The organism is Streptococcus ictaluri 707-05 (assembly GCF_000188015.2).
GTDB lineage: Bacteria > Bacillota > Bacilli > Lactobacillales > Streptococcaceae > Streptococcus > Streptococcus ictaluri.
Genome location: NZ_AEUX02000006.1, coordinates 14,524 through 40,731, shown reverse-complemented (window position 1 = coordinate 40,731; position 26,208 = coordinate 14,524). Strand labels below are relative to the sequence as shown.

The following is a 26,208-nucleotide window of genomic DNA, read 5'->3' as shown; positions in this document are numbered from 1 at the left end:
TCCTAAAATGTATCCATGATTCTTTCAACCATATCCAGCATAGTATCTTTATAATGAGCAAATTCACCCGTCTTGTATGTTTTCATTTCTTGTCGAATATGATCATCAGCTAAAGCCTGTTTGACATGTGACAAAATCTGATCGCGATTCAAGTAAAATGGCAACTCCTCGTAATAATTCAGCAGCATGTTTTCGCCATTAATAAACTGAACCACTTGATAAATGTACAAGGCTTTACCACTTTTTGACATTTCTAACAAAGCTTCTTCAACCTTTTCTTTTAGTTGGGTTTTACCTTTTATGTAAAGAGGATAAATGCTGTATTCTAAAATCACTTCTGGATCTGAAATATCTCCCATGTAAGAATCACGCTTTGTGATCCGGTAATTCTTGTCTTTACCGATGAAAAAGGTGATAAACTCTTTAAGAGATCGCTCTTCTTGGAAGATTTTTTGGTAATCTTCTAAGCCTTTTGGTATTTTATACATCCTTGCCTACTTTCTATCTTGCATCTTCTTAATCTTGAAACGTCCTGTTACTTTCTTATGTTCACCACCAGGACCAACTAAGGTAGGATCAATAATTTCAAAATAGCCTTTAGCATCGATTTCTGCTAAAACAGCTTTTGATTTTAATCCTTTAACATCAACTGATGGGAAGATTAGCTCACTTTCAGAGTTTTCAATGTGTTCACCTGCCCAAGTTTGACAGCCTGGTATATTAAGTGAGCTGGCTCCAGGAGTATCACCACTTGCTGTTCTGATGTAACCTAATTTATCAATATTCTTAGTTAACTCAGAGTCAAATTCGTATTGATAGACACCATCATTATATTTGCCATCTTCAACACCTTTTGCTTCTGTAATTTTATCAACTGGTTTTAGTTGTCCTTTATCGTTGAAAAGTAAGGCCATATCTTCAGCAAAACTTGTAACAAAAAGGCCATTTTCCTGTCTTCCGATTGTGAATTTTCTTTGGGGATTATCAAAGGCTGCCATCAAATCTTTTTTACTGGTTATATGAGAAGCACCGCTTGCTTTGTAAATCTCTTTTAATTTTTCTAGAAAATCTTTACCATATGTGTACTTGCGACTGACGTACATTCTATAATATTCAGCTCTTGAGGCTACCGCATTCATCTGAATAGCTTTATCGGCATATTTGTCGGCAGTTTTGATGAACTCATCAGCTTTTTTAGGTGTGACCCAATTTTCACGGCGTTTTTTGAAGGCTTTTTCAAAAGTATCTCTTTCTAAATTACCAAAGGTCACTTCTGATACGGCTAAAATATCACTATTTTCACCTTGATGAACTTCTGTGATTTCAATATCAATGCGATCCACATCTAATTTTTTCTCAAGCTCGATGTGATGTGGTTTCTTTGTATAAGTATCCCCTAATTCGACTTTTTGGAAGAGAACCAGTTTATCACCATTGTAGTATTTGACGTCTGCTTTGGCAATGCGATTTTTCTTGTAAAAATTTTCCTTACTAGAAACATCCCCATTAGCAATTAAGACCCTACCAATATGCATCGGAGAATCAAATTTGTATGAGAGAACTTCTCCTACGCCACCACCCGGAGAGTTTTCTTCCCAACTTGTGTGCATCGCACTATCTAACGTATGCATGATATGATTATCTTCTTTGTTAGAAGTGGCATTGGCTTCCATTACCTTTGTGGACTCGTACTTGACAGCACTTTTTTTACCATCATTATCGCTGACTGTATAAGTCGTATGATCAATCAAGAAGCCACTGCCTATTGTTCCCGCTAAAGCAATAACAGTACTTGCTTTTAAGAGCTTATTCATTAATGATAATTTACTATCCCTCATATAAACCACCTTATATTATATTTTAATTAAAACATATATTAACGTTCACTCTTTGTCAACACCGATTTATTAATTTTTTATTAATTTTATCGTAGCAAATAAGAGTTGTATAAATAATATTTTTATTTTGTTATTTATATAACTCTTATTTTATTATATTATGCATTATAATTACAAATTATGCATTCATTTTTAGAAAAAATAACTTTAAAAAAATTGTTGATAATAAATCTCTCTTTGTAATAAAATGATAAGTTAAGATTAGAATTAGAGCGTCAAAAAAAGACCTTTCGGTCTTTTTTGATATTATTTACGTTTTGGTGGGTTATGGATAGCTTCACCAAGAACATCTGCAAAAGCTTCGTACATCACTTCTGAGAAAGTTGGATGACCGTGAATAGAAAGAAGTAATTCATCAACGGTTAATTCAGATTCCATAATAGTAGCTGCTTCATTAATCATTTCAGCAGCAGATGGACCAATGATGTGTACACCAAGGATTTCATGGTATTTCGCATCAGCAATAACTTTAACAAAACCATGTGCTTCATTTGAAGCGATAGCACGTCCATTGCCAGTAAAGCTATTTTTACCAATTAAAACATCACCATATTGTTCACGAGCTTGCTCTTCAGTCAAACCAACCATTGCCACTTCTGGATGAGTGTAAACTGCGGCTGGAGTGTATTTAAGGTTAGCTTTGCGAACATTACCATGCATAGCATTTTCAGCTGAAACTTCACCCATACGGTAAGCAGCGTGAGCAAGCATCTTAGTTCCGTTCACATCACCTGGAGCGTAGATTCCTGGAATTGATGTTTCTTGATAGTCATTAACTTTGATACGGTTACGTTCCATTTCAAGGTTAAGGTTTTCAAGTCCATTCATTTGTGGCACACGACCAATTGAAAGAAGAGCTTTTTCAGCAACGACTTCTTCACCATTGTTAAGTTTCAATGTTAATTGGTTGTTTGCTTCAACGATTTCAGAAACACCGACTGATGTTTTGATCTTCATACCTTTCTTAGAAAGGATTTTTTGAAGTTCAAGTGACACTTCTTTATCCATTGCTGGGATGATGCGGTCAGCCATTTCAATAACAGTTACGTCAACACCATATGATGCCCATACAAGACCAAGCTCGATACCAACAACACCACCACCCATAACAGCAAGTGATTTAGGCATTTCACGAAGATCAAGAATATCATCAGAAGTTAAGACAAGTTTTGAATCAATTCCTGGGATATTGATACGTGATACTTTAGAACCTGTAGCAAGAATGACATTACGTCCCTTGATGGTTTGTGAACCAATTGTAACAGTCTTATCTGGATTAACTTGACCAAGACCATTGAAAATGGTAACTTTGTTTGCTCTAAGAAGCCCTTGAACACCACCTGTCAATGTCTTCACAACAGTATTTTTGAAATCAACTGTTTTATCCATATCGATAGTGTAGTTAGTTGAAGCCAAGTTGATACCACGACCAGCAGCAATCTTGATGCCATCTAGGATTTCAGCATTTTTTAGGTAAGTTTTAGTTGGAATACATCCAACGTTCAAACAAGTACCACCAAATTCAGATTTTTCAACAATAGCGACTTTACCACCGAGTTGAGCGCCACGAATAGCAGCATAATAACCAGCAGGTCCACCACCAATGACAATGATATCATATTCATCATCAGCAAGAGCAGCTTTAGGTGCAACTACAGCTTCTTTAGAAGGTGCTTTAGGAACTTCAAGTCCTGCCGCTTCTAGGTCTTCTGTTGTACGTTTCACTTCAACATCAGATCCTGCTTTTGTACCTTCTTCAATGACTTCACCTTCTGCACCGATGTAACCAATAATTTCAGTTACAGGGACAGTTTCACCAGCTTGACGAGTGATTTTAAGAAGAACACCTGAATCTTCTGCTTCTAGTTCCATGTTTGTTTTATCAGACATGATTTCAAGAAGAATGTCTCCTTCATTGACAGTGTCACCTTCTTGTTTTTTCCACTCGATGATTTCACCTTCTTGCATGTCAACACCAAGTTTAGGCATAATAATTTCAACAGCCATATTTTAGATACCAAGGCCGATTACTCACAGTTATAGAGAAACTGTTTTGATCGGTTTTTATTCCTTTCTTTCTAGTCTGCCTATCAGGCATAATGTGTAGAGTTAACGATTTTTAAATGTCTTACAGGTCTATTATATCAGATAAGAAGCTCAAATGGATTTTCCATCAAGTTCTTAAGATCTACCATAAATTTAGCCCCATTCATACCATCAACCAAGCGGTGGTCAATAGTCAAGCACATTGCCATGATAGGACGGATTTTAATCTCACCATCAACAACAGTTGGCGTTTGGAAAGTAGCGCCAATTCCTAAGATTGCTGAGTTAGGTTGGTTAATGATTGGATTGAACGTTTTTGTTCCAAACATACCCAAGTTAGTGATTGAGAAGGTTGAACCTGACATCTCAGCCGCCTTCAATTTACCAGCTTGTGCTTTTTTGATAACGTCTTTTGAAGCCAAGACAAAATCAGAAAGACTCATCTTTTCTGCACCATGTACAACAGGTACAATCAAGCCATCATCAAGACCAACTGCAATACCAATGTTAACAAACTTATGAAGTTCAATATCATTGGCGTCGTTGATGAGTGAAGCATTCAAGTAGCGATGTTCTGGCTTCATTAATGTTTTAACAACAGCCATTCCGATCAAATCAGTAAAGCTAACTTTCAAGCCTGTTTTTGCCATGATTGGATCAATAAGCTTTTTACGAAGAGCCATCATCTCAGTCATATCAATTTCATAGTTAAGCGTAAAGGTAGGAGCTGTTAGGTAAGAATGTGTCATACCTTTTGAAATAGCTTTACGCATAGCAGACATCTTAATGATTTCAACACCTTCTGGTAATTCTGCTTTTGGTTCTTCTTTAGCAGCAACTGGTGCTTGGGCTTCAGCAGGTTGAGAAGCTTTAAGACTAGCCATGATATCTTCTTTCATGACTTTGCCACGGAATCCAGTTCCCTCGATAGTTGCTAAATCAATACCCTTGTCTTCAGCAATCTTACGAGCAAGTGGTGACGCTTTTGGTTGAAGACCCTTGAAGTTTTCAACATCATCTTTATGGAGACGACCTTTAGGACCAGATCCTGGAACCAATCCAAGTTCGATACCCATTTGTGAAGCAGCTTTACGAGCAGCTGGCGTAGCACGCACTTTGCCACCCTCACCTTGAGGAATAGCAGTTGCAGCCACTTTTGCGGCAGGAGCTGAATCATCTTCTTTTGGTGCCACAGCTGGTCCGGCATCAGCAGTCGCTGGAACAGAAATTTCTGTGGTTTTTTTACTTGAGGCAATTGTATCAACAGACTCACCTTCTGCACCAATATAGCCGATTACTTCCGTAACAGGAACAGTGTCACCAGCAGGGCGAAGAATCTTTAAAAGGACACCTGAATCTTCTGCTTCAAGTTCCATATTGGTTTTGTCTGACATAATTTCAAGGAGGATGTCACCTTCATTAACGGTGTCACCTTCTTGCTTTTTCCACTCGATGATCTCGCCTTCTTGCATGTCAACACCGAGCTTTGGCATAATAATTTCGACAGCCATAATTTTCCTTTCGTCTAATCTTGCATAACAGCCTTTCACTCTTAAAGGATGCTAATATTGAAAAAAAACAGTTAAGGGTAATAAACATGATGAAGGAAGCCTCAACAGGAGGCTTCATTCGTCACATTTTTAGTTACCGTTGTTTGCCATTTTAACAATAGCTGCTTTGATTTTTTCAACATCTGGTAAAATTGCTTGTTCCAACACACGAGCATATGGAACTGGTACATCTTCACTTGCAAGACGAACAATTGGATGGTCTAAGTAATCAAATGCTTCACTTTCAGTAACCATAGTTGCGATTTCACCAATGAAACCACCTGTCTTGTAGGCATCGTTGACAAGCATTAATTTACCAGTTTTCTTAACTGAGTCAATAATAATTTCTTTGTCAAGCGGAATCAATGTACGTGGGTCAACAACTTCAACGTTAATGCCATCAGCAGCAACTTCTTCAGCAGCTTGAAGGACACGTTCTAACATACGACCGTATGAAACAATTGTTAAGTCACTACCTTCACGTTTGATTTCACCTTTACCTAATGGAATGTAGAAATCAGGATCTTGAGTCACTTCTTCTTTTTTACCATATAAAGCTTTGGGTTCCATGAAAATAACAATGTTGTTGTCAAGAATTGAAGACTTCAATAATCCTTTAGCATCGTTAGCATTACCTGGAGCAACGACTTTGATTCCTGGAATATGTGTTAACCATGCTTCAAGTGACTGTGAGTGTTGTGCAGCAGATCCGATACCTGAACCTGAAGCAACACGGAAAGTAACAGGCGTTTTAAGTCCGCCACCAAACATGTAGTTGTTCTTAGCACCATTATTAACAATAGCATCAAGAGCAATCGTGATAAAGTCCATGAAAGTTAAGTCAACAATTGGACGTAGACCTGTAATAGCAGCACCTACAGCACTACCTGCAATAGCAGCTTCTGAGATAGGCGTGTCTTTAACACGTTTAGCACCAAATTCTGCAAGCATACCTACAGAAGTACCAAAGTCACCACCATAAATACCAACATCTTCACCCATAAGGAAGATGTTTTCATCTTTACGCATTTCCTCACTCATAGCAAGGTTTACGGCTTCACGTAATGCCATTAATTTTGTTTCAGTCATTATTTTTTATACCTCTACCTTTCTATCAGTCAACCCAGATATCTTCGAAAGCTACTGACAATTCTGGATCTGGACTGTTTTGTGCGAATTCATAAGCATCGTCAACTTCTTGTTTGACTTGTGCTTGAATAGCATCCAATTCATCATTTGTTGCAATGCCTTCTGATGTGAGGTACTCACGGTACTTAATCATTGGATCTTTTTTCTTCCACTCATCGACTTCGTCCTTAGTACGGTAAACACCAGCATCCGCTGTAGAGTGTCCAAACCAACGGTATGACTCAACTTCGACGATAGCTGGACCGTTGCCACCACGGACATGTTGCACAGCCTTATCCATTGTTTCATAAACAGCCATTAAGTCATTACCATCTTCACAGTAGTAACCTGGAATACCATAAGCTTCCGCACGAGTGTATAAGTGAGGAGTGTTTGTCGCATTATTAATGTTCATTGAAATACCATAACGGTTATTGATAATAAAGAAGATAACAGGAAGTTTCCAAGTAGCCACCATATTAACAGACTCATGGAATGATCCTTCGTTGGTTGCACCATCACCTGAGAAAGCAACAACGATGTTATTAGTTCCTTTGTATTGCTGAGTCAAAGCTGCACCTACTGCTAAGGCATAACCACCACCAACGATACCGTTTGTACCATAGTTACCTTTTTCGAAGTCAGCCAAGTGCATTGAGCCACCGCGTCCTTTAGAAACACCAGTTACTTTACCTGCAAGCTCAGCCATCATTTTATTAAGATCCATGTCTTTAGCAATAGATTGCCCATGTCCACGGTGATTTGAGAAGATGATATCATCATAAGTCAAGTGTGCAACTGCACCAACGTTAGCTGCTTCTTCACCAACTGAGAAGTGAGTCATCCCTTGTACAAATCCACGACGGACGAGTTTGTTAATACGTGAATCAAATTCACGAATACGTTCCATTTTAAGGAACATATCCAAATGTTGTTCTTTAGAAACTGTTACCATTTCGGCCTCCATAATTATCATATTACTTTTTAATGATAAAACTTTTATTCACAATTTGCAAGAAATTAAATCGCTTTCTGCCTTATATAACGCCTTTTGACAAAAAAGAAAAGTTTGTGATTTCACAAATTTTTCTGTACTAATACATTTTTTGAATAGTATATAACAGTTTTTTACCGCTTTTATTAAGCTAACTTAACTTTTTAAATCTCTAGTTGTTCAGCTAGAATTTCCCATTCTTCCATTAGCTCATTTTGTTGCTCATTGAGCAGATCTAAGTCCTTTTGCCATGCCATTAATTGACTGCTATCATTTGAAGTCTGCATCTGTGCCGCTATGTTTGCAAGCTCATTATCAATCTCTTCAAGTCTTGTCTCAATTTCCTCATAACGTCTTTTGAGTTTTCGCACTTCCTTTTGGTTAGCTTTTTGATCTTGATAATGGGTGTTGCCTTCACTCCTACTTTGGTCTTCCACAACTTCTTGTTGCTCTTTGATACGTGCTAATTCTTCTAGCTCAGCTTTTTTAGTGACATAGTAATCGTAATCACCTAAATAAAGCTTGGATCCTTCTTCACTGATTTCTAGAACTTTGCTAGCAATTCGGTTAATAAAGTAACGGTCGTGGCTGACAAATAAAATAGTACCATCAAAAGCTATCAAAGCATTTTCTAAGACTTCTTTGCTATCAATATCTAAATGGTTGGTTGGCTCATCAAGAACAAGAAAATTATTATTTTCCATCGATAGCTTAGCTAGTAGCAATCGAGCTTTTTCACCACCAGAAAGCATAGCTACTGATTTTTTGACGTCATCGCCTGAAAAGAGGAAAGCCCCTAATCGATTTCTGATATCAACTTCTGCGGTGGTTGGAAAGTCCTTCCAGATTTCTTCTAAAACAGAATTACTGGGACTTAAATGACTCTGTGTTTGGTCATAATAGCCTATCTCAACATTAGCACCATATTTTAGATGACCCTTTAGCAATGGAATTTCTTTGGTGATACTTTTGATGAGCGTTGATTTTCCAATACCGTTTGGCCCTACAACGGCAATGGCATCTAGCTTGTTGACTTCTAGGTCGATAGGTTCTGATAATATCTGATTGTGATAACCAATAGCAGCATCTTCTACTGTTAACACAATGTTACCTGATGTTTTTTCAGCTTGAAAGGTCATGTGAGCTAATTTTTTACTACTAGATGGCTTGTCTAGGCGATCCATTTTTTCTAATTGTTTTCGTCTGGCTTGAGCACATTTTGTCGTTGAGGCGCGAACAATATTTTTTTGCACAAAATCTTCTAACTTAGCAATTTCTTTTTGTTGTTTTTCAAAAAGTTTTTCTTCACTTGCTAGTTTTTCAGCCTTCAAATCCATAAAACGTGAATAATTACCTGCGTAACGATCAAGAGAAGAAGGATTCAAATCAAGGGTCACCGTTGCGACTTTATCCAAGAAATAGCGGTCATGACTGACAATAATGAGTGCTCCTTGGTAATTAGCTAAGTAATTTTCTAACCAAGCAATGGTTTCAATATCTAAATGATTGGTTGGCTCATCAAGAACTAACAGTTCTGGCTTTTCAAGCAGCATCTTAGCTAGGGCTAATCGGGTATTTTGGCCACCAGATAAGGCTGAGATTTTCATATCCCACATTCTGGCATCAAATTTGAAACCGTTTAAAATCGTTTTGATTTCAGATTCGTAGGTAAAGCCATGACCAGCTCTAAAAGATTCTGAAAGACGATCATAGTCCTGCATTAAGCGTTCCAAGTCTTGTCCCTTTTTTTCAGCCATTTCTGCTTCCATCTGACGGAGACGTCTTTCATCAGTCCTCACATCTTCAAAAACCTTTAACATTTCTTCATAGATGGTTTTATCTGATTCAAAACGACTATTTTGGGCTAAATAAGACAAGGTTAAGTCACGTTTTCGATTGACGTCACCTTTAGTTGGTTCCTCTTCACCAACTAAAATTTTAAGTAAGGTCGATTTACCGGCACCATTGGGTCCAACTAAAGCAATGCGATCACGTTCATCAACTTGTAGAGAGATATTTTGAAAGAGAACATCTCCTGAAAAAGAGCGCTCTATTTTATTTCCTTGTAAGATAATCATGTTTCTATTTTAGCAAAAAAAATGCCCCATTTGGGACATTTTGAATCGTTTAAGAGGAGAAAAAGCATTAAATATCTTGATGATTTCTCTCAAGCAAAGTTATAGGTACTGCTGTAGATTTATGCGTCACAGTATCCATGATTTGAACTACTGTATCACTAATATTAGAAATATGATTAGCTAGGGCTGAATCGCTATGGTTAGCATAATAAATTAGTCCAAAAATAATAATAGCTAATAAAATAATAGTTTGGATGAATCCAAGCACAAGACGCCAAATAAGACGACAGATTTGTTTAGGAATCCATAATAGAATATTGATGAAGGTTTTCATAATGTCTTTTTAAAGTTAAGCTTATGGCTTACTAAGTTAACCTTTCTTCAGCTTGATAATCAATAGGAAGCCATTCTAATAGCCTCTCTAATTGTTGGTTCCAGTAATACCACTCATGCTTACCATGACTCTTATGAAAAGCGATATTAAGTCCTAAGTCAGTCAATTCTGCTATTGCTTTTTCATTATGAGGGAAAAGGAAATCCTCATAACCACACTAAGCATAGAAATCTGTTTTTCCATCAAACTGTGAAAGCATTGATGTTAAAGAATGTTTTTCTAGGTTTCTTTCTAAGTTGCCGAAAATCCCTTCCCAGTATGCTCTATTTTCCAAAACTTCCTCTAGCAAATCGTCTACTGAAAAATCGAGTGCTCCTGAAAAGAAAGCTGCTTTTGAAAAGCGATTACTGGTTAAGGCCCATTTGAAAGCACCATAACCTCCCATCGACAATCCTGCTACAAAGCTTTTGTCACGTTTTGTTGTCATATTAGGAAAGAATGAAGAGAGCACTTGAGGCAGTTCCTCAAAAGTCGCTTGGGTATAATCCATTCCATAAGTGGTGTCTGTATACCAGCCTAAATCAGTGGAAGGCATGACAATAATCAGATTGGTATGACGTACTAAGCGTTCAATGTTAGTCCGTTTTTGCCATGAATTTTCATTGCCACCCATTCCGTGTAAAAGATAGAGTACAGGGATATCTGTATCTCCTTGAGATGACTCATCTAACTCAGATTGATCAGGATAAATAACCTTTACTTGTCTCTCCATTCCTAGAACTTGGGAATGGTATTCGATACTAATACTTGCCATCAGATCTCCTTTTTATTGCTTTTAATGAGTGAAAAGAGGCTTGTTTCCAAACCTCCATCCAATCTCATTAACGAACTTCCATGACAACTGGAAGAATTGCTGGACGACGTTTTGTTTGCTCAAATAAGAATTTTGACAATTCGTCTCTTACAGAACCCTTCAATTCTCCCCAATCGAAATTATCTTTTTGGAGGTAATTTTCTACCGTAACATTGACCAGCTCGGCACTTTCACGAAGAATGTCTCGACTTTTCTTAACGTAAACAAAGCCGCGTGTATTAACTTTTGCTTTAGAAATAATACGCTTTTCTTTCTTAGATACAGTAATAGCGACGATAAAAATACCATCTTCAGATAAGACTTTGCGGTCTCGCAACACAATATTGCCAACATCACCGATAGCATTTCCATCAATCATGACATCACTAGCAGGAACCGCTCCTTCATGCAAGAACCCATCCTCATTAAGAACCATGATATCACCACGTTTCATAATATGAATGTTTTCAGGTAAAATACCAACTTCTTCAGCGAGCTTAGCATGAGCTGCTAAATCACGATACTCCCCTTGAACCGGGAAAAGGTATTGAGGTCTTAATAAATTAATCAAGAGTTGTAAATCTCGACCGTTGGCATGTCCAGAAACACGTAGATTCTGGGTAATTAATTTAACACTGCCACCAGCTTTATAAATTAAGTTTTCTACTCGAGCTACCATGGCTTCTTTAGCAGTGCTTGGAGTAGTAACAATATAAACCAAGTCACCCTCTTTGATTTGTACATAGCGGTGACGACCTGCCGCCATTTTTTGAAGGCTGTTAATCAGCTCGCCCATTCGTCCAGCTTCCAAAATAATCAACTCATGGTCTTCAAATTTAGACATGTCTTTTGGTTTAATCAAAAGTCGCTCATCTGAAATCATGAGTTTGTTCAACCGTAACGCTGTGCGAACAATGTTCTCAGCATCAGTACCAGTCAAAACCACACGACGACCATAGGCTGTGGCTGAATCCAATACTTGTTGAATCCTTACCAAGTTAGAGGCTACCGCAGCTACAATCACACGTCCAGATGCATCTGCAATGACGCTATCCATCTCCTCGCCCACTTCTGACTCACTGGCAATTTGATCATTACTAGTCGCATTTGCAGAGTCAGATAAGAGGGCTAAGACACCTTCTTTACCAATTTCAGCAAAACGAAGTAAGTCTGTTTGATAACCTTCACGCGCTGCTTGGTCAAACTTAAAATCACCAGTATAGACAATATTTCCTTTGTCTGTTCCAATGACCAATCCTAAACTTTCTGGAATCGAATGGGTTGTTTTAAAGAAGGAAACTAATCCATCTCTAAATTCAATTTCAGTCTCACTATCCACCACGTGGAAGTTATTGAATTTTTTAGTGCTGTTATTGCCTTTAACGAATAATTTAGCTAATTCAATAGTCAATTCTGAGCCAAAGACTGGTACTGGTACTTCAGCCAACAAATAAGGCAATGCTCCAATTGCATCAGCGTGCCCATGACTTAGAAAAACGCCTTGAACTTTATCTTTATTTTCGATGACATAATCCAGATTTGGAATGACTAAGTCAACACCCAATTGTTCATTTTCTGGGTATTTTAGTCCAGCATCTAAAATAAAAATGGACTGGTTAATTTCCACTAAATAAAAATTTTTACCGTATTCACGAACGCCACCTAAGGCGATTATCTTAATATTACTCATGATACTCCTCATTGTTTATTTTTTTATTACAAACGGTCCTTACAATGTAAGTCGAATTACTATTTTGTAGCTTTGCTACAGTCCATTATAGTATATCACATTTTGTCTTCTTTTTCTTGAAAATGTCTTTAAAGACTTGATGAATGTCTGCTGTTAGTAGTTATCTTTAATGTTTTTAGAGTCATATTTCCCTTGAAAAAAATTGTAAAAAAGTCATGAAAACAAGTTCCATGACTTTCCCTTTTAATCAAATAATTGGTAATAATCTGCAATTTCTAAGTTAGCCTTTTCTTGCTGATTTAAATCTTGAATAATCTTACCATCTTTCATGACAATCAAACGATTGCCATACTTAAGTGCATCTTCCATATGGTGGGTAATCATAAGTGCAGTCAACTTGTCTTCCATGACAAAATGGTTAGTTAAGGACATGAGTGAGCGACTGGTTTTAGGATCAAGGGCTGCTGTGTGCTCATCAAGTAACAAGAGTTCTGGTTTTTTTAAAGTTGCCATTAAAAGGCTAAGGGCTTGACGTTGACCTCCTGATAAAAGGCCAGTTGGCGTGTCCAAGTGCTTGTCTAGCCCATTACCTGTTTTTGCAACTAAGCTTGTAAACTCCTCACGGTAATCCGCAATTCGTCGTGATGTAAAAGGACGTCTTTGACCCCTGTATTTAGCTATCAAAAGATTTTCAGCAATGGTCATTCTAGGAGCTGTTCCCATTTTAGGATCTTGGAAAACTCGAGACAAGTAAACAGCCCGTTTTTCAGCAGATAGTCTTGTCACATCCTGTCCCAACATTTTGACTTGGCCTTTTGTGAGCATTACCGTTCCTGCAATAACATTAAAAAGAGTTGACTTACCGGCACCGTTACCTCCAAGCAGGGTTAAAAAATCATGTTCATAAATTTTTAGATTAACATCATCCAAAATGGTTTTGACTTCATCAAAGCCATTATTAACTTGAACAGTAGCATGAATTAGTTCAATAATTGCTCTCATCGTGATAAACTCACCCCCTTAAACACTCTTTTCTTTACTTCTGGTACCATTAAACATATAGCTAAAACAATGGCACTAAATAATTTTAAATAATTGGTATTAAAACCAAGTCCAATAACTGTTGCAATCAAGAATTGATATAAAATGGACCCCACCACAATGGCAATTAAACGCTCAAGTAAGGTCAAACCAGTTGAGTAAAGAACCTCTCCAACGATAATGCTAGCCAGTCCAATAACAATAACACCAATTCCTTTAGAGACATCAGCATAGCCGTCTTGTTGACTAACCAGTGCTCCTGAAAGCCCTATTAAGGCATTGGAAACCACAAGACCCATTACCTCCATACTATCTGTATTGATGCCAAAACTTTTTACCATATCTCGGTTATCACCGGTTGCGATATAGGCTTGACCAAGTTGTGTATACAAGAAATAAATCAAAAGACTAATGACTAAAACAACTACAGCTAGTCCTGCTAAGAGATTATTAACATCAGAAGAAAAAGGCAGATAGTCTTGAAGTCGCTTAATGTCATGTAAGCCGAGATTAGCACGTTTCATGACCATCAACATAATGGAATTACAAGAAGTCATCACCAAAATACCTGCCAATATGGTTGGGATTTTGCCTTTGGTATATAAAAGTCCTGTTGTTAAACCAGCCATAGCTCCTGCTAACATGCCAAATAGAGTCGCTATAAAAGCATTGTAACCAAGATTCATCATGGTGACCGCTACCGCTCCTCCTAAAGGAAAGGAACCTTCTGTGGTCATATCAGGAAAATTCAAAATTCTAAAGGTTAGGTAAATACCTAATCCTAGGATCCCCCAAAAGAGACCCTGTGTCACAGCTGAAACAATCATTTTCTTATCCTTTCTTTATTTCGCTAAATCAGAACGCTTACGGAGCTCTTTAGAAATGGAAATTCCCAGTTCTTGAGCGACTTTAGGATTAATATAGGGTTTTCCATCGTCTACAATGGTCACAGGAACTTGTGACACTTTTTTTCCTTTCATCAGGCGCAATACCTGTTTAGCTGTTCCAACACCTAATTGATATTGACTTTGTGATACTGATGCCAGACTACCTTCATCTACCATATTATCAACGCTTGAATAGACCGGAATCTTGGCCGCTTTGGCTTTACTGATGACTGTTGAAAATGCACTTGCGATGGTATTATCTTGTGGTACAAAGATAGCATCTACTTTCGCTGCCATGACTGACATGGTTGTTGGGACTTCATTAGTTGAAGGAACCGCATACTTTGTCACTGAAAACCCTTTCTCTTGAGCTGATTGACTAAAATCATTCACTTGAGATAAAGAATTGTCTTCACTACTGGAATAAAGAACACCAACGGTTTTCACTTGAGGAGTCAATTCTGAAATCAAGGAAACTGTCTCTTTAACAGGAACTTTATTGGAAAGGCCAGTAACATTGGATTCTGGCGCTTTAAGATTCTTGATGAGCTTTGCCCCAACGGGATCAGATACAGCCGACATGACTACAGGAATATCTTTTGTAGCAGCTGCCAGTCCTTGAGCTGCAGGTGTCGCGATTCCAATCACAATATCATTTCCTGAGGCGGTCAATTGACGACTCATGGTCTGAATTTTACTCTGATCGCCTTCTGCATTCATCACTGTAATTTCAATACGTTTGCCATTCTTTTGATGTTTAAGCAACTCATCTTCAATACCTTTTTCAATTTGATCAAGCGCCTGATGGGTTACCAACTGCAGGATACCTACTTTAATGACCTTTTTATCTGCTAAACTTTCTTGATTAATGGTTTCCTTTAAAAATAGGGAACCAGTAACCATAAGAAATAATAAGATTAAAGTTGCTATCAAATAGTTATTTTTCATGTTTACTCCTTTTTTACAGCTTTTGTAATGATTTCTTTTAGAGTACAAGGCAAAAGAAAAAGCGCTCAGTATTTAGCTACTAGGCGCTTTTTGAAATCCAAGTTTAGCGCATAGATACCTTTTTAGAAGTACTCTAAAAGTCGTATCTATGTCCATCCATAAACACAACTTATCTATGCCAGCTTTGCCAATTGATGTTTACAAATTGTGTTGTCATCTAGGATTTCCTTTCTCGTTTTTTAATATTATATCGGAAACTAAAAATAATGCAAGCCCTTTTCTCTCATGTATGTGTCTAAATTTCTGGGAAAGTCCAACTAACCCTTATAACCTAAGAAAACTCTAGGCTCTTTTATTCCAAAAAAGACCGAAACAAAGGTTTTCTCTGCTTCAGTCTTGACGATATTGTTTACGACATGATACAATACTGTTTGACTGATTAAGCAAAGGTCCTTTTTGTCTTAATCGGTGGTGTAGAAGTTTGCGCTTCTGCACCTTTTTTCACTTTATCTTACTATTATTGTACCACAGACAACCCAGTAATGCAAGGGTTTCGGGGCATAAACACACCAAAAAAGCCTCTAAAATTTAATATTTTAGCGGTTGCTATAGGATAGATTTTTTTATAGTCATCGCCTGATCACCACTGCATCATGAGGATAATGGTTAACCAAATGGCCAGCACCTAAGCCCCTGCCTCGATACTTCTGGTACTGCTTTCGCCAGTCGCCAAAGAAGAGGTCACCTAGTTTATTTATTCGTTCCAATAAGATAATTTTAGCCATAGTACAAGCGCCTGTTACTGACCAATACATCCCACGATGTTTCATACGGTAAGTCACTTTGCGATGCTGGCTTTCCATGGCACCTATACCACGAGAGGTTAGCCCTCGTAATTGTGATGGCCTAGTATCCCTAAAATTTCTAAAGAGTTTCTGCCTAAAAGCATAATAGTTAACAGATTCTTCCTCAGTTTCTATCAGTGTTTCTACTGTATCTAAGACAGTTTCTAATAATGACTTTTTATGAGTTTGAATAGCTTTAAAAGCTAAATCCTGTAGGACATAAGGATAGGGCTTGAAAAAATCTTTCAACTGCTTATTAAGATGATAGCTGTCCCAAAAATGTTCATGATACTTAATGCCAAGGGCTTTCTTAACCTCTTGAAAGACACGTTTGGTATAGCCTTTACCGTTATCTGAATTCGTAATGAGGATGGTCTTATCCGTTATCTCAAAGTGATTGTAGAGATAGTCTAATAGCTCCTCTCTTGCTTTATCATAGTTAGCGTTAATAATTTCATGCTTATTTTGTAGAATATAGCGATTTTTACCAATCTTTCTTGATCCCGTATGGATTAAAAAATGAGCCAAATCTGTATTATGACGCTCATCTCCTCCAGAGGTTGTTTTGACCATGACACCATCCCCTTCCAAGTAGATTCTTTCTGCTTGGATTTTTTGTGGGTGTTCTACGTTCCGTAAGAAACGATAGTGTTCTTTCTCTGAAAAGAGTCGGTCTGCTAGTTTGACAGCTTTTAAGACGGCATCTTTTGTCACTAATAGGCCATAAGCTGTTTCAATTGTACGACAAACTTCCCGATAAGATAATTTAGAAGCGTGTTCCGCCATATGAAGCATGAGTTCAGGAGAATAACGCATATAAGGTTTTAATCCCAGCCATTCATCAACAGGATAGCGTGTGTTTTCCCCTTTTCGCCAACGACTTCTTGAGAAGGTCATTTCTCCAAAAGTGAAAAGGACTGTTCGTTCTGGGGCATCAATTCTACGATAACCATTGATACGCATCATTGATGCGACTTGCTTGTCATAAGCTGACACTTGATTTAAAAAGGCTAGTTCACATTGTCTATTGCGTTCTGCTACGAAGATGTTTTCATCAAATCTCATAAGTCTATTGTATCTAAAACTAACCTGTTTGAAAATCTAAACTTAAACAATAGAAACCTTAAGCCAATCTATGGTATACTACTAGTGTTGAGAGGTCAACTTTCTTATTAGGCATTAGTATTCAAATACATCTCCCTCTCAACATCATCGTCACACTAAGTGTGGCGATTTTTGCGTTCTCGCTATTAAAGAGAGCTTATGTTATAATGACGTGAGCTGTTAATTCTTTTTCTCATTGCTTTAACACTAACAGCTCAGCTGGTCACTCTCGTTTGGGGGTGACTTTTTGCTTAGTCTCTATCAATCACATCTTGAATTTTGGAGAAAGCCTTAATATCACCATTCATAACTATTAGGTCATAACTAGAAGGCATACTTGAGGTATTGAATTTCTGATAAACATCACGCATGGTTGAAAAGCGGCCTTCCCACAAACAGGACAGGTCTTCTTCGCATAATAAATTGTTAACAAACCGATATCTTTTTGTAGAAGAAAGCGGGCATAGTCCTCTTGCCAAAAGCTGTGGTGCTGTTCCTTTCTTAAAGTGATTTTTCTTCTGTCTCTTGCTTATGAATGTTTACCTCACGAGACTTAATCTGTTCTTTCATTTCTTGGTAGGTTGTATAAGTCTTCAAGGTATCGTCAAAAAATTCTTGAAGGGCATCTTTTTCTATTTCAAATTGTTGAATGGTTTGACGAATATCTGAAATGGCGATGTCTTTTGGAAGACCTAACTCATCTAATAACTGCATAGATGGCAAACTATTTTCTGGTGTTTGTGCAATGGCAAGTAGAGCCCCCTCAACTTTATGATAGTAAGCCAGGCGTTCATCTAAGGTTTGAAGTTCTTGATGAGTCTCTTCGATTTTGTTATTGAACCGTTCTTCTAAATTTTGGAATTGTTCACCGTCTGTGACATGATGTTCAACCAAAAAATTATATTCCTTAATGAGTTCTCGCATGGATGAGATGTGAGGATTTTTTGTGACAAGTACTTCTCCATTTTGCTTGGCTAGTTGTCGAGCGAGAGTTTTCCCCATCATGTAACGATTCTTCTCTGACTGATCAGGATTGAGAAAATAAAAGTAATCTCTTTCTTTGATGTAGATAATGTAGTTTCCATCTTCTTGTTTATCCACTTTATGTGACGGAATCAAAACCGTTCCGCTATTGAGGGCACCATAATCCATTTGAAGATAGATACCATGACTACTTTCTTGTTCTACTTGCCAACTAGCAACTTCTAATTTCAATTCAAAATCATTATCTGCTTGAGCTCTTTCTTCTTGATACCGTTCCTTGATTTCAGAGACATCATAAACCAATTGATTTTTCTTTACTCGTTCTTGAATTTGTTTTAAACCATAATGCCCCTTCTTAGATAAAAAACGGTCTCTCGTATTTTTTTCTTAGAACTTCCCATTTAAGGGAACCAGCAAGCGATACTTCACAAACTTCCCAGAAAAATTAACGTGAAGATCAAGCAATTTGGCCTTTTGTTTAAAATCCTCTATTGACGTTGACTGCTTCAAAAGAAAATCGAGGCGCTGTTTAATCTCGTAACTAAAATTATTTTGTCGTCGCCAAGCTGAATATTTAGTGTAAGAATTTTTCATGGTTGGTTCAATAATTTTAGCTCCGTATTTGGCCGCATGCTTATCTGAAATCGCTCGTAAATTTTTAAGAGTATTCTTCTGCCAACGCATCTTTTTTAACGTTGAAGTATTTGTCGTTGATAAAATGATGTGATTGTGGAGATGGTTTTTATCAGTATGAGTTGCGATAATAAACTCATAGTCCCCTCCAGTAAATTCCATCATGGTTTGTCTACCAATATTATGAACTTGTTCTGGCGTTAGGTTATCCTCTGGTGAAAAGGATTGAATAATATGATGAGCCAAAACTTGGTTCCCTGAGTTTAATTCTTTGAGGTCATCATCACCTTTTTTAAAAGCAGCTGCTAGTTTAGTCATTATCATTTCTTCATCAGCTATTGAATAATCTTCAATGCCATTTGAGGAAACCAAATGAATTTGTTTCTGATGATTTTTCCAAATCACAGGAAAGTCGATGTCTACCTCAGAGCCTTCTTGAGGGATGACTGACTTTGCCTTATTCAAAATATAGCGTACGGCAATTTTAAAATTAGCAGTCTCGTGAATTTGTTTTGGTTTTTTTATCGCTACCATTCGTCATAAGTCCTTATTTCTTTTGTTTTTCTTTCCTGTAAACTTTTCTTTTCAGCGCTAGATAATTTGACAGCAACCATCTCTTTGATATCAGAAAGAAGTTCTAAGATTTGACCTAGTTCTTCTTGATTAATAGTCTTATTTTCGTTGGCATGTTTAGCAATTTGGTTGATGTTTCCGCCAATGCGATTAACTGCCACCCGTAAATTTTTCAGCTCTGAAAAATCAATTTGAACGAGTCTTCCTTGGATAAGCTGATTCTTTGCATAGTATTGAAAAGTAGGTGCCCCCATCTGATCCATGGCATATTTCACCTGTTCATATTCTTTTGGAGTAAAACAAACTTTCTTAACAATATATCGCTTTCTATTTTTTAATTTCATTATTTTCTCCTTGTCTGCTTAAAAAAATTTTTTAGCTCTCAGCCTACCCCTTTCCTTGTGGCAAGCATAGCATGTGTGGCCACACATGCGAAATCAAAAAAGGTCAGAGAAGGTCAATCTTGCCTTTTTCATTGTTGGGGAAATCCCCAAGCCCCTAGTACCTTCCTTTTTTTGAAGGAAGACCTCATTATTTTTTTAATTCGTTAGCGAAGCTGCCTCAACATTTTTTTAAACAGTGACGGTTTTCGCTTTGCTTTTTCTTCAAGATGTGACTCTTTTTCTGAAGCTGTTTCCTCTTGTGACTTGAGGTGTTTAGATAGGAGTTCTAACTGATTTTCGTTGAGTGGTTGAAAGATCGAGTGACCGATTTGTAGCTCTGTCATCATTATTTTTTCATCAACCACTGCTTGAAACTCCTCATCACTGATGGCTTCCAAGAGCTGAATATTTTCTTCTTGCCAGCTCACTAGTGAGACATCTTCTTTATCAAATGCTTCCATATCTGCTTTAAGCCCTTCTAAAACTATTTGGCGCGTTAGGTCTTTTGCTTCAGGAGAAATGCCTTGGATGATATCACCATCCATGAGTGGGATAAAGTCAGATAAGATGATCAATAATTGGTTTTCTTCTTGTTCATTCATGTGTGTTGTCCTCCTTGTGGTGGGGTTGTTTTTAATTTGACCTTGGAGGATTTCTGAGTATCTCGTTCGGTCATTTCGAGAGCCCCTTTTCTTTTTTTGACTGGGCTTCCTGCTTCATTTCTTGTTTATGATCTTCTACTGCCTGCTTACTTTGGTCTTTAAATTTTTGAAGCTTTTGTTCAAACTGATACTTGGTTTGTTTTTCTTGAGTGAGGCGTAACTGTTCCAGCTGTTGGTCCATTCTCACCATTAAACTTTTAGCTTCTTGTTGGACAATATCAAGTTGTGCTTCTAGGTCAGCTAAAGTCTCCTTATCGTCGGACCAACTCGCTAAATAACCAAAGGAATAGTCTGAGGTATCTAAACCATAATAAGCTGATACCACATAAGCCACACTCTCTGCCTGGAGTTCTGCGGTACTTCTGGTCAGCTGTTCTTGTTGTGGGTTGTTGGCATGATGTAACTCCGAGTGAGCGGTCTCATGTAAGAAGGTTTTAATGAGTTGAGACTTGTTCATGTCGTTACTGCGTAAGACAATTTGATGTTCTGCTGGGTTATAATAGCCCTTGGCTTCACCTTGCATTTCTTCAAATCGGACAGAGACATTATTAGCTTTAGTAATGGTCATCATGGCACGGTAGAGATTGGCATAGTCTAAATCAGATACCTGTTCTTTGACTTCTGTAATGGCTTTAGGCATTTCCTTCCCTTCTGTTTGACTCACATCAAAAACGGGGACCAATCCAAAGAAAGTGACGGTTTCTGGTTTGCCATTCTTATCCAAGATGGGTTGATTGTTCTCATCTTTTTTGAGCTTGGTCATTGGCGCAAAAATCCGAAGGGACTTCTCCCCTTTCTTCACATGACGCTCGAAGGTTTCCTTCCATTGCTTAAACGAAGCAACTTTAGTAGCTTCTGGGTTTTGGGCAAGAATTAAGCGTAAATTGCGACTAGAGTAGTGATTAAGTTGACTCATTTTGATTAAGTAGTCTTTGTATTTATCTGAGTTTAGATACTCCTTGATACCATCCTTTAGGTGGCGATTGAGCCCTGCGATATCTTTATTTTTGATCGCAAGTTGTCAAGTCAAGTGCAACCAGTTCATAGATAACTAGAGTTCCAGATGTTAAGCTGTTCGGGATAGCTCAAACAGGAATTTTGAGGATTTCTTCAAATCTTTTGCCGCCATCTTTCACATATACTTCATTGATAGAAAGTTGGTCAAGCTTACCATCACGATGACGGTAAATACCAAGGATAATTTTTTCCTTACCTTGAAGACTTTCAGATAATTTTTCCTTCAGTCGCATAACTGAAGCAGGAATGCCTACACCATCAACATCCCTAATAGCCAGTAACAAATCTTCATCATCTGTCTTAATTGCTTGTGAAAGGTCAATCTTATGGAATTTTTCAACTTCAGATAAATCATCAAATACAAAAGATTGAGACGAAAGAATATCTGGCATTAGAGGTAGAACCATTGACTTATCTTTAATCGCATGAGAAACCTGAATATTTCCGTAAGAACCAATTCCTTGTGCAAAGTTATAGACAACTTGTTTCATGTCAATACCTTTGGGTGAGATTCCCGTCAAATGAGCAAAGTTTTCATCTGAAAACTGTACACTTAATTTTCCTAAACCGTCATGGTCTTGATACAAGTATGAAATAGTACTTCCTGATAACTCTTTTAAATACCATTGGGCTGTTGTTTGTAAACTTGGGGCAAATTTATTCAGTCTGTTTAATTCGCCACTGGTAATCACATGATACCCTGGTTTAATGGTTGACATTCTTTCCCCTTTAGTGTTAAAATTTAGTTGAGCAATGACAGGAAAATCAGGTTGTGGTTCGTCCACAACGGGCTTCGATGCTGCCCCTGGAGATAAGTCTCCTAAAGAATCGGGATTGCGATGTGAATCGCCCGCATTGCTAGATAGCTCTTGACCTCTGTCAGGAGCTTTTTCTTTTTGTTCTGGAGCTTTCATGTATTCTTTATCCTCTTCTTTTTGCATTTGTAGATATTGATTCCAATCCATTTTCCTGTCTCCCTCTCCTTTAGGAGGTCTGGCATCGATGATTGGAATCTTTTTTCTCTCAAAGTTTCAATAAAATCTGTACCTGCCTTATCATTATCCACCGCAAGCGTAATCAGATTATCCTGCTTATGGTCATGAAAGAGAGTTGAGTTTTGTGCCGCCTTAGCCAAAAATTGAGACGTTTTAGTCAAGTCCCTAGCTTTGGTGTAATCTCTACCATCTTCTACTAATACTCCCTGTTCCTGAAGAGCTTCCATGGCATAGCGAGAAACGATACCTTCTTTCAGCCCTTCCATGGCGACTAGCCTGACATCCTCTAATTGGTCCTTATGAAGCTCGTAGTAGCTCATCAGGTCAATGGGAGCCTCTGCTACAATCAACCGCTTAGGAGAGCCAATCGACACGTTTAAGCCTGCGATACCTTCTGATTGGTACATGATTTGTTTGAGGTAGCCCTTACCTTCATAGCGTTCTGGATAAGGAGATAATCCCTGAAGGCTAGCCCCAACAATAGTCTGACTTTTATCCAGGTATTTAAAGACCAGGACATCTTCTGTAAAGCCATCACGATCTCGTCGTCTCGCTTGTGCGAGCACCCCTTTTTCGAGGAAGAAATTGATGGTCTCATCCGATAAGCCTCTGACTTCTTTTAAGTAGTTTCTCGCTTCTCTAAAAGGCTGTTCATAGGGGCTTAAGCTATATCTGAAGGGCTGACGAACTTCTTCCATGGGTTTTGCTTCAGGGGACTGACCTGTCTCTAGGAAATTCATGGCATCCGCATAGCTAACCTGTCTGATTTCTTGTACTAGGTTAATCGTATCGCCATAAGTCCCTCTAGAATACCAGTGCCAAGTATTTTTATGAGTATCGATCTTGAAAGAGTCATGTTCTTTCCAATAATATTCTTTATGAGAGTTTCGTTTCATCTCCATACCTAGGCTTCTAGCAACCTCTAAGATGGAGAGGGATTTGGCTTGTGCTTTGGTTAATACCATCTATTTTTCCTCCTTCAGTAATGTTTTAAAGAGCTCATAGCCCTCAGGAGTACTTTCAAGGGCTTCTACAAGCAATGGCTCTTTTTGCTCTATTGTCACAAAGAGATGAGGGGCAAGTTGATAAAACGTTGCTTCATCTGCTTGTTTCAAAACCTGCCAAATAGCCTGGTATTCTAACATTAAGTTTTCTGCTTTCAAGGCAAGTGGTTGGCTAATGGTTTCTAAATAGCCGAGTCGTCTTTTTGTATCAGTCATCATATCGTCCTTTCTACTAGCTTAAGCTGCAAAGAGTTCTTCAAACTCTGGGGTTAAATCTGTCGCATGAAGCAACAGACCATCAATATCTGTTCCTAGACGCTTATAGTCATACCATTTTTCTTTATCTTCAGGGGAGTGGGCAATGTCGTGTTGTCTTGGATGGTCGTAAACACTAGCCTTCTTGTCCTTAAAAACATTTTGTTTTGAAATAAACACCAATCCCTCATCTACACCAATTCTAGCCACTTCATCAGGAGTTAGGAGAGGACGGCCTTGGATTTGTTTGTTTTCACCAGAAGAACCGTTACGATAGCTATGCGTTTTTGAGGTTGACCTTGTTCTAATCGTTTGTTTTCCTGAACGGGTTGAGTAGTATTCCATGGTATCTTTATCATTGGTTCCCCAAAAAAGATGGGTAGCGCAGTTATTAAAGATGGTTTTCCAATCACTCTTATAGAGAGATTCCAATTGGTTAACGGCTTGAATAATGATTTTAATGGACATCTCACGACTACGGATAGAGGATAGAATCTGGGTAAAGTTTGGAATGCGACCAATCTGCGCAAATTCATCTAAAATAAATTGGATATGTCTGAGATTTTGTCTGCTGTATCCAGAGACTTTTCCCTGGAGAATAGTATCTGCCTTGTGGGTTAAGACCTCAAAACCAACCGCAAAAAGGATAGAGGATAAAAAGTTAAAGGCATTGTTGGTTTCTGGGATGGCAATAAAAACAGCCATTTTCTTTGTATTCCAGCTATCCATCTCCATGGTGTCCTCACTGATGAGCTTTCTCACGTCGTCATGGTCAAAGATGGAATACCTAGAGGAAAGAATAGCCACAACACTATTTCTTGTTTCCCCCTTAAAGTTCTGGAAAAGTTTCCACTGTTTGTAAGCATAATTACCAGGTTGTAATTCTTCTAGCTCTTCAAACATCTGTTCGACAGAACTAGGAACCTCTGGGTCTTCACGATAGATACCACGTAAGAGATCAGCCACGTGACCAAGATTTGGCATATAAAGCTGTGCGCCTGTTTCAGGATCTCTAGAGTCAAAATAGAGCCAACCAATTAAAGCCCGCTGCAACATTAATTCTGCCTGCACCCAGAAATCTTCTCCCATGTGCTCACTCTTCTTGGTGCCTTCTGTAATAGCTTCAGAGATGCGGTCAATGTCTAATTCTGAAGTCATGTAGTGAAAGGGATTAAAGCAATCAGAATTCTTTAGACGAATGAGATCAAAGATTTTTACGGCATAGCCATGTTTCTCAAGCATCTTTCCAGTCTCATGTACCAGATTTCCTTTAGGGTCTGTCACGACAAAATTAGAATTCAGCTGCATCAGATTAGGGAGCACAAAGGTAAAGGTTTTTCCATCGCCTGGAAGACCAATGACGATGACATTCTTATTGAGTTGAACGTTGTAAGCTAGTCTGAAGTTAAAGAGGCCCATTTTCACCTGCTTAGTAAAGAGCATGTTCTTATCACTATCCTTGTCCTCAAAGCGTTTCATCTCTCTTAATGTCGCAAATCGAGCACTCCCTTGTTCCTCACCGTGTCGATAAGCACTTTTGTCTCCAGATACATAAACCAATAGAGGCAATCCAAAACCAATAACACCAGCCATCAAAGCGTCAGGTTCAAAGGAGAGTCTCAAGGAAAATAAGGACCAATTCTCCAGTAACCAATTCACCCGAAGCATCCCCATAAAAGGCACCGCTTGTGTCGCTAGTTGATAGTAAGCGTAGAAAGATTGGCATAAGATAAATGACAAAAGCCCCACCACTAGGTAGGGCCAAATTGGCTTTCTGGTCATCGTGCTTTCTCCTTTCCGATTTCTTTTGTGACGACCGGACTCATTCCTTTATAGACAACATTGGTTTTGTAATAGGCGAGTTTGTCTTCTGGGGTCATTTCATGGGGTTTTCTCAAGACCTTTTTAGAAAACTTCTCTAGTTTCTCAGGAGTCTTTGTGATATCAGCCAACATGTCTTTAATAGCTTTTTCCGCCAAAAGACGGTTTTTACTTTCAAAAATGAGATAGGTCATCTCCCCTTTTTGGTAGTAGGTAAACCCCACCTTAACTTCCTCTAAGTAACATTTAAGTTTTTCAAGATGGACTTCACTACTTAAGAGCTGTTCCACATCTTTTTGGGATTTGGTTGCCATAAAGTCATTGAAACGGGTTTCTCCTTCAAATGTTTGATGGTCCAGTTTGTATTGTTTATTATCATGATAAGCCTTGGAAAGGGTGTAAAGGGCTTGAATGGTTAATTCTAAAGTCACTTTGCCCTTTAAAGCTAGGGAATGACTGGTTCTTGCTTGATCCATATCTTTACC

At 38.1% G+C, this 26,208-nt stretch carries 18 protein-coding genes and 4 pseudogenes; all 22 read right to left on the bottom strand.

Going from position 1 to position 26,208, the window contains the following annotated elements; translation table 11 throughout:
- Positions 1-2 precede the first annotated feature (2 nt).
- Positions 3-488 carry an NAD glycohydrolase inhibitor gene (locus STRIC_RS05225; RefSeq protein WP_008088877.1) on the bottom strand — a complete coding sequence of 162 codons (486 nt, stop codon included), beginning with the start codon at positions 486-488 and terminating at the stop codon, positions 3-5.
- Positions 489-494: 6 nt separating this feature from the next.
- Positions 495-1,838, bottom strand: coding sequence for an NADase-type glycan-binding domain-containing protein (locus STRIC_RS05220; protein ID WP_008089183.1), 1,344 nt, complete (start codon positions 1,836-1,838; stop codon positions 495-497).
- 306 nt (positions 1,839-2,144) lie between these two features.
- Positions 2,145-3,905 (bottom strand): dihydrolipoyl dehydrogenase, encoded by a 1,761-nt coding sequence (lpdA, locus tag STRIC_RS05215; RefSeq protein ID WP_008089066.1) that lies wholly within the window; start codon positions 3,903-3,905, stop codon positions 2,145-2,147.
- 137 nt (positions 3,906-4,042) lie between these two features.
- Complete coding sequence (locus STRIC_RS05210; protein ID WP_008089284.1) at positions 4,043-5,455, bottom strand: dihydrolipoamide acetyltransferase; 1,413 nt, start codon at positions 5,453-5,455, stop codon at positions 4,043-4,045.
- A gap of 129 nt (positions 5,456-5,584) precedes the next feature.
- Positions 5,585-6,583, bottom strand: a complete 999-nt coding sequence (locus STRIC_RS05205) for an alpha-ketoacid dehydrogenase subunit beta (protein ID WP_008089336.1) — start codon at positions 6,581-6,583, stop codon at positions 5,585-5,587.
- A 25-nt stretch (positions 6,584-6,608) separates the two neighbouring features.
- Positions 6,609-7,577 (bottom strand): thiamine pyrophosphate-dependent dehydrogenase E1 component subunit alpha, encoded by a 969-nt coding sequence (locus STRIC_RS05200; RefSeq protein WP_008089477.1) that lies wholly within the window; start codon positions 7,575-7,577, stop codon positions 6,609-6,611.
- 203 nt (positions 7,578-7,780) lie between these two features.
- On the bottom strand, positions 7,781-9,694 hold the full coding sequence (locus STRIC_RS05195; RefSeq protein WP_008088880.1) for an ABC-F family ATP-binding cassette domain-containing protein: 1,914 nt from the start codon (positions 9,692-9,694) through the stop codon (positions 7,781-7,783).
- Between the two features lie 67 nt (positions 9,695-9,761).
- A complete protein-coding gene (locus tag STRIC_RS05190) occupies positions 9,762-10,028 on the bottom strand; it encodes a hypothetical protein (RefSeq protein ID WP_008088846.1) in 267 nt (88 codons plus the stop codon).
- A 31-nt stretch (positions 10,029-10,059) separates the two neighbouring features.
- Positions 10,060-10,842 (bottom strand): annotated as a pseudogene (locus STRIC_RS05185) (alpha/beta hydrolase).
- A 67-nt stretch (positions 10,843-10,909) separates the two neighbouring features.
- On the bottom strand, positions 10,910-12,571 hold the full coding sequence (locus STRIC_RS05180; protein ID WP_008089004.1) for a ribonuclease J: 1,662 nt from the start codon (positions 12,569-12,571) through the stop codon (positions 10,910-10,912).
- 243 nt (positions 12,572-12,814) lie between these two features.
- On the bottom strand, positions 12,815-13,573 hold the full coding sequence (locus tag STRIC_RS05175; protein ID WP_008088953.1) for an ABC transporter ATP-binding protein: 759 nt from the start codon (positions 13,571-13,573) through the stop codon (positions 12,815-12,817).
- The gene (locus tag STRIC_RS05170; RefSeq protein ID WP_008088795.1) at positions 13,570-14,439 is read right to left on the bottom strand and encodes an ABC transporter permease; all 870 of its coding nucleotides are present in this window, start codon (positions 14,437-14,439) and stop codon (positions 13,570-13,572) included. The genes STRIC_RS05175 and STRIC_RS05170 overlap by 4 nt, the downstream gene beginning before the upstream one ends.
- Before the next feature lie 15 nt (positions 14,440-14,454).
- Positions 14,455-15,447, bottom strand: coding sequence for a tryptophan ABC transporter substrate-binding protein (gene trpX / locus STRIC_RS05165; protein ID WP_008088688.1), 993 nt, complete (start codon positions 15,445-15,447; stop codon positions 14,455-14,457).
- A 629-nt stretch (positions 15,448-16,076) separates the two neighbouring features.
- Positions 16,077-17,357 carry an ISLre2 family transposase gene (locus STRIC_RS05160; protein WP_008089482.1) on the bottom strand — a complete coding sequence of 427 codons (1,281 nt, stop codon included), beginning with the start codon at positions 17,355-17,357 and terminating at the stop codon, positions 16,077-16,079.
- Positions 17,358-17,695: 338 nt separating this feature from the next.
- Positions 17,696-17,892 (bottom strand): annotated as a pseudogene (locus STRIC_RS12950) (hypothetical protein); the annotation flags it as partial.
- Between the two features lie 5 nt (positions 17,893-17,897).
- Positions 17,898-19,547: pseudogene (locus tag STRIC_RS05155) on the bottom strand (relaxase/mobilization nuclease domain-containing protein).
- Positions 19,541-19,930 (bottom strand): plasmid mobilization protein, encoded by a 390-nt coding sequence (locus tag STRIC_RS05150; RefSeq protein WP_008088894.1) that lies wholly within the window; start codon positions 19,928-19,930, stop codon positions 19,541-19,543. The pseudogene STRIC_RS05155 and the gene STRIC_RS05150 overlap by 7 nt, the downstream one beginning before the upstream one ends.
- 203 nt (positions 19,931-20,133) lie before the next feature.
- Positions 20,134-20,571: a hypothetical protein gene (locus STRIC_RS05145; protein ID WP_008089365.1), complete on the bottom strand. Its 438-nt coding sequence runs from the start codon at positions 20,569-20,571 to the stop codon at positions 20,134-20,136.
- Between the two features lie 70 nt (positions 20,572-20,641).
- Positions 20,642-23,608, bottom strand: a pseudogene (locus tag STRIC_RS05140) (PBECR4 domain-containing protein).
- Entirely contained in the window at positions 23,609-23,866 is a 258-nt protein-coding gene (locus STRIC_RS05135; protein ID WP_200857376.1) for a hypothetical protein, read from the bottom strand.
- Positions 23,867-23,884: 18 nt separating this feature from the next.
- Complete coding sequence (locus STRIC_RS05130) at positions 23,885-25,684, bottom strand: VirD4-like conjugal transfer protein, CD1115 family (protein ID WP_040832064.1); 1,800 nt, start codon at positions 25,682-25,684, stop codon at positions 23,885-23,887.
- A complete protein-coding gene (locus tag STRIC_RS05125) occupies positions 25,681-26,199 on the bottom strand; it encodes a hypothetical protein (RefSeq protein WP_008088851.1) in 519 nt (172 codons plus the stop codon). The genes STRIC_RS05130 and STRIC_RS05125 overlap by 4 nt, the downstream gene beginning before the upstream one ends.
- Positions 26,200-26,208 lie beyond the last annotated feature (9 nt).

What these genes read in the sequence shown, in the direction of transcription:
- STRIC_RS05225 (WP_008088877.1), bottom strand. Translation starts at nt 488, where the DNA reads ATGTATAAAATACCAAAAGGCTTAGAAGATTACCAAAAAATCTTCCAA.
- STRIC_RS05220 (WP_008089183.1), bottom strand. Translation starts at nt 1,838, where the DNA reads ATGAGGGATAGTAAATTATCATTAATGAATAAGCTCTTAAAAGCAAGT.
- lpdA (WP_008089066.1), bottom strand. Translation starts at nt 3,905, where the DNA reads ATGGCTGTTGAAATTATTATGCCTAAACTTGGTGTTGACATGCAAGAA.
- STRIC_RS05210 (WP_008089284.1), bottom strand. Translation starts at nt 5,455, where the DNA reads ATGGCTGTCGAAATTATTATGCCAAAGCTCGGTGTTGACATGCAAGAA.
- STRIC_RS05205 (WP_008089336.1), bottom strand. Translation starts at nt 6,583, where the DNA reads ATGACTGAAACAAAATTAATGGCATTACGTGAAGCCGTAAACCTTGCT.
- STRIC_RS05200 (WP_008089477.1), bottom strand. Translation starts at nt 7,577, where the DNA reads ATGGTAACAGTTTCTAAAGAACAACATTTGGATATGTTCCTTAAAATG.
- STRIC_RS05195 (WP_008088880.1), bottom strand. Translation starts at nt 9,694, where the DNA reads ATGATTATCTTACAAGGAAATAAAATAGAGCGCTCTTTTTCAGGAGAT.
- STRIC_RS05190 (WP_008088846.1), bottom strand. Translation starts at nt 10,028, where the DNA reads ATGAAAACCTTCATCAATATTCTATTATGGATTCCTAAACAAATCTGT.
- STRIC_RS05180 (WP_008089004.1), bottom strand. Translation starts at nt 12,571, where the DNA reads ATGAGTAATATTAAGATAATCGCCTTAGGTGGCGTTCGTGAATACGGT.
- STRIC_RS05175 (WP_008088953.1), bottom strand. Translation starts at nt 13,573, where the DNA reads ATGAGAGCAATTATTGAACTAATTCATGCTACTGTTCAAGTTAATAAT.
- STRIC_RS05170 (WP_008088795.1), bottom strand. Translation starts at nt 14,439, where the DNA reads ATGATTGTTTCAGCTGTGACACAGGGTCTCTTTTGGGGGATCCTAGGA.
- trpX (WP_008088688.1), bottom strand. Translation starts at nt 15,447, where the DNA reads ATGAAAAATAACTATTTGATAGCAACTTTAATCTTATTATTTCTTATG.
- STRIC_RS05160 (WP_008089482.1), bottom strand. Translation starts at nt 17,357, where the DNA reads ATGAGATTTGATGAAAACATCTTCGTAGCAGAACGCAATAGACAATGT.
- STRIC_RS05150 (WP_008088894.1), bottom strand. Translation starts at nt 19,930, where the DNA reads ATGAAATTAAAAAATAGAAAGCGATATATTGTTAAGAAAGTTTGTTTT.
- STRIC_RS05145 (WP_008089365.1), bottom strand. Translation starts at nt 20,571, where the DNA reads ATGAATGAACAAGAAGAAAACCAATTATTGATCATCTTATCTGACTTT.
- STRIC_RS05135 (WP_200857376.1), bottom strand. Translation starts at nt 23,866, where the DNA reads ATGATGACTGATACAAAAAGACGACTCGGCTATTTAGAAACCATTAGC.
- STRIC_RS05130 (WP_040832064.1), bottom strand. Translation starts at nt 25,684, where the DNA reads ATGACCAGAAAGCCAATTTGGCCCTACCTAGTGGTGGGGCTTTTGTCA.
- STRIC_RS05125 (WP_008088851.1), bottom strand. Translation starts at nt 26,199, where the DNA reads ATGGATCAAGCAAGAACCAGTCATTCCCTAGCTTTAAAGGGCAAAGTG.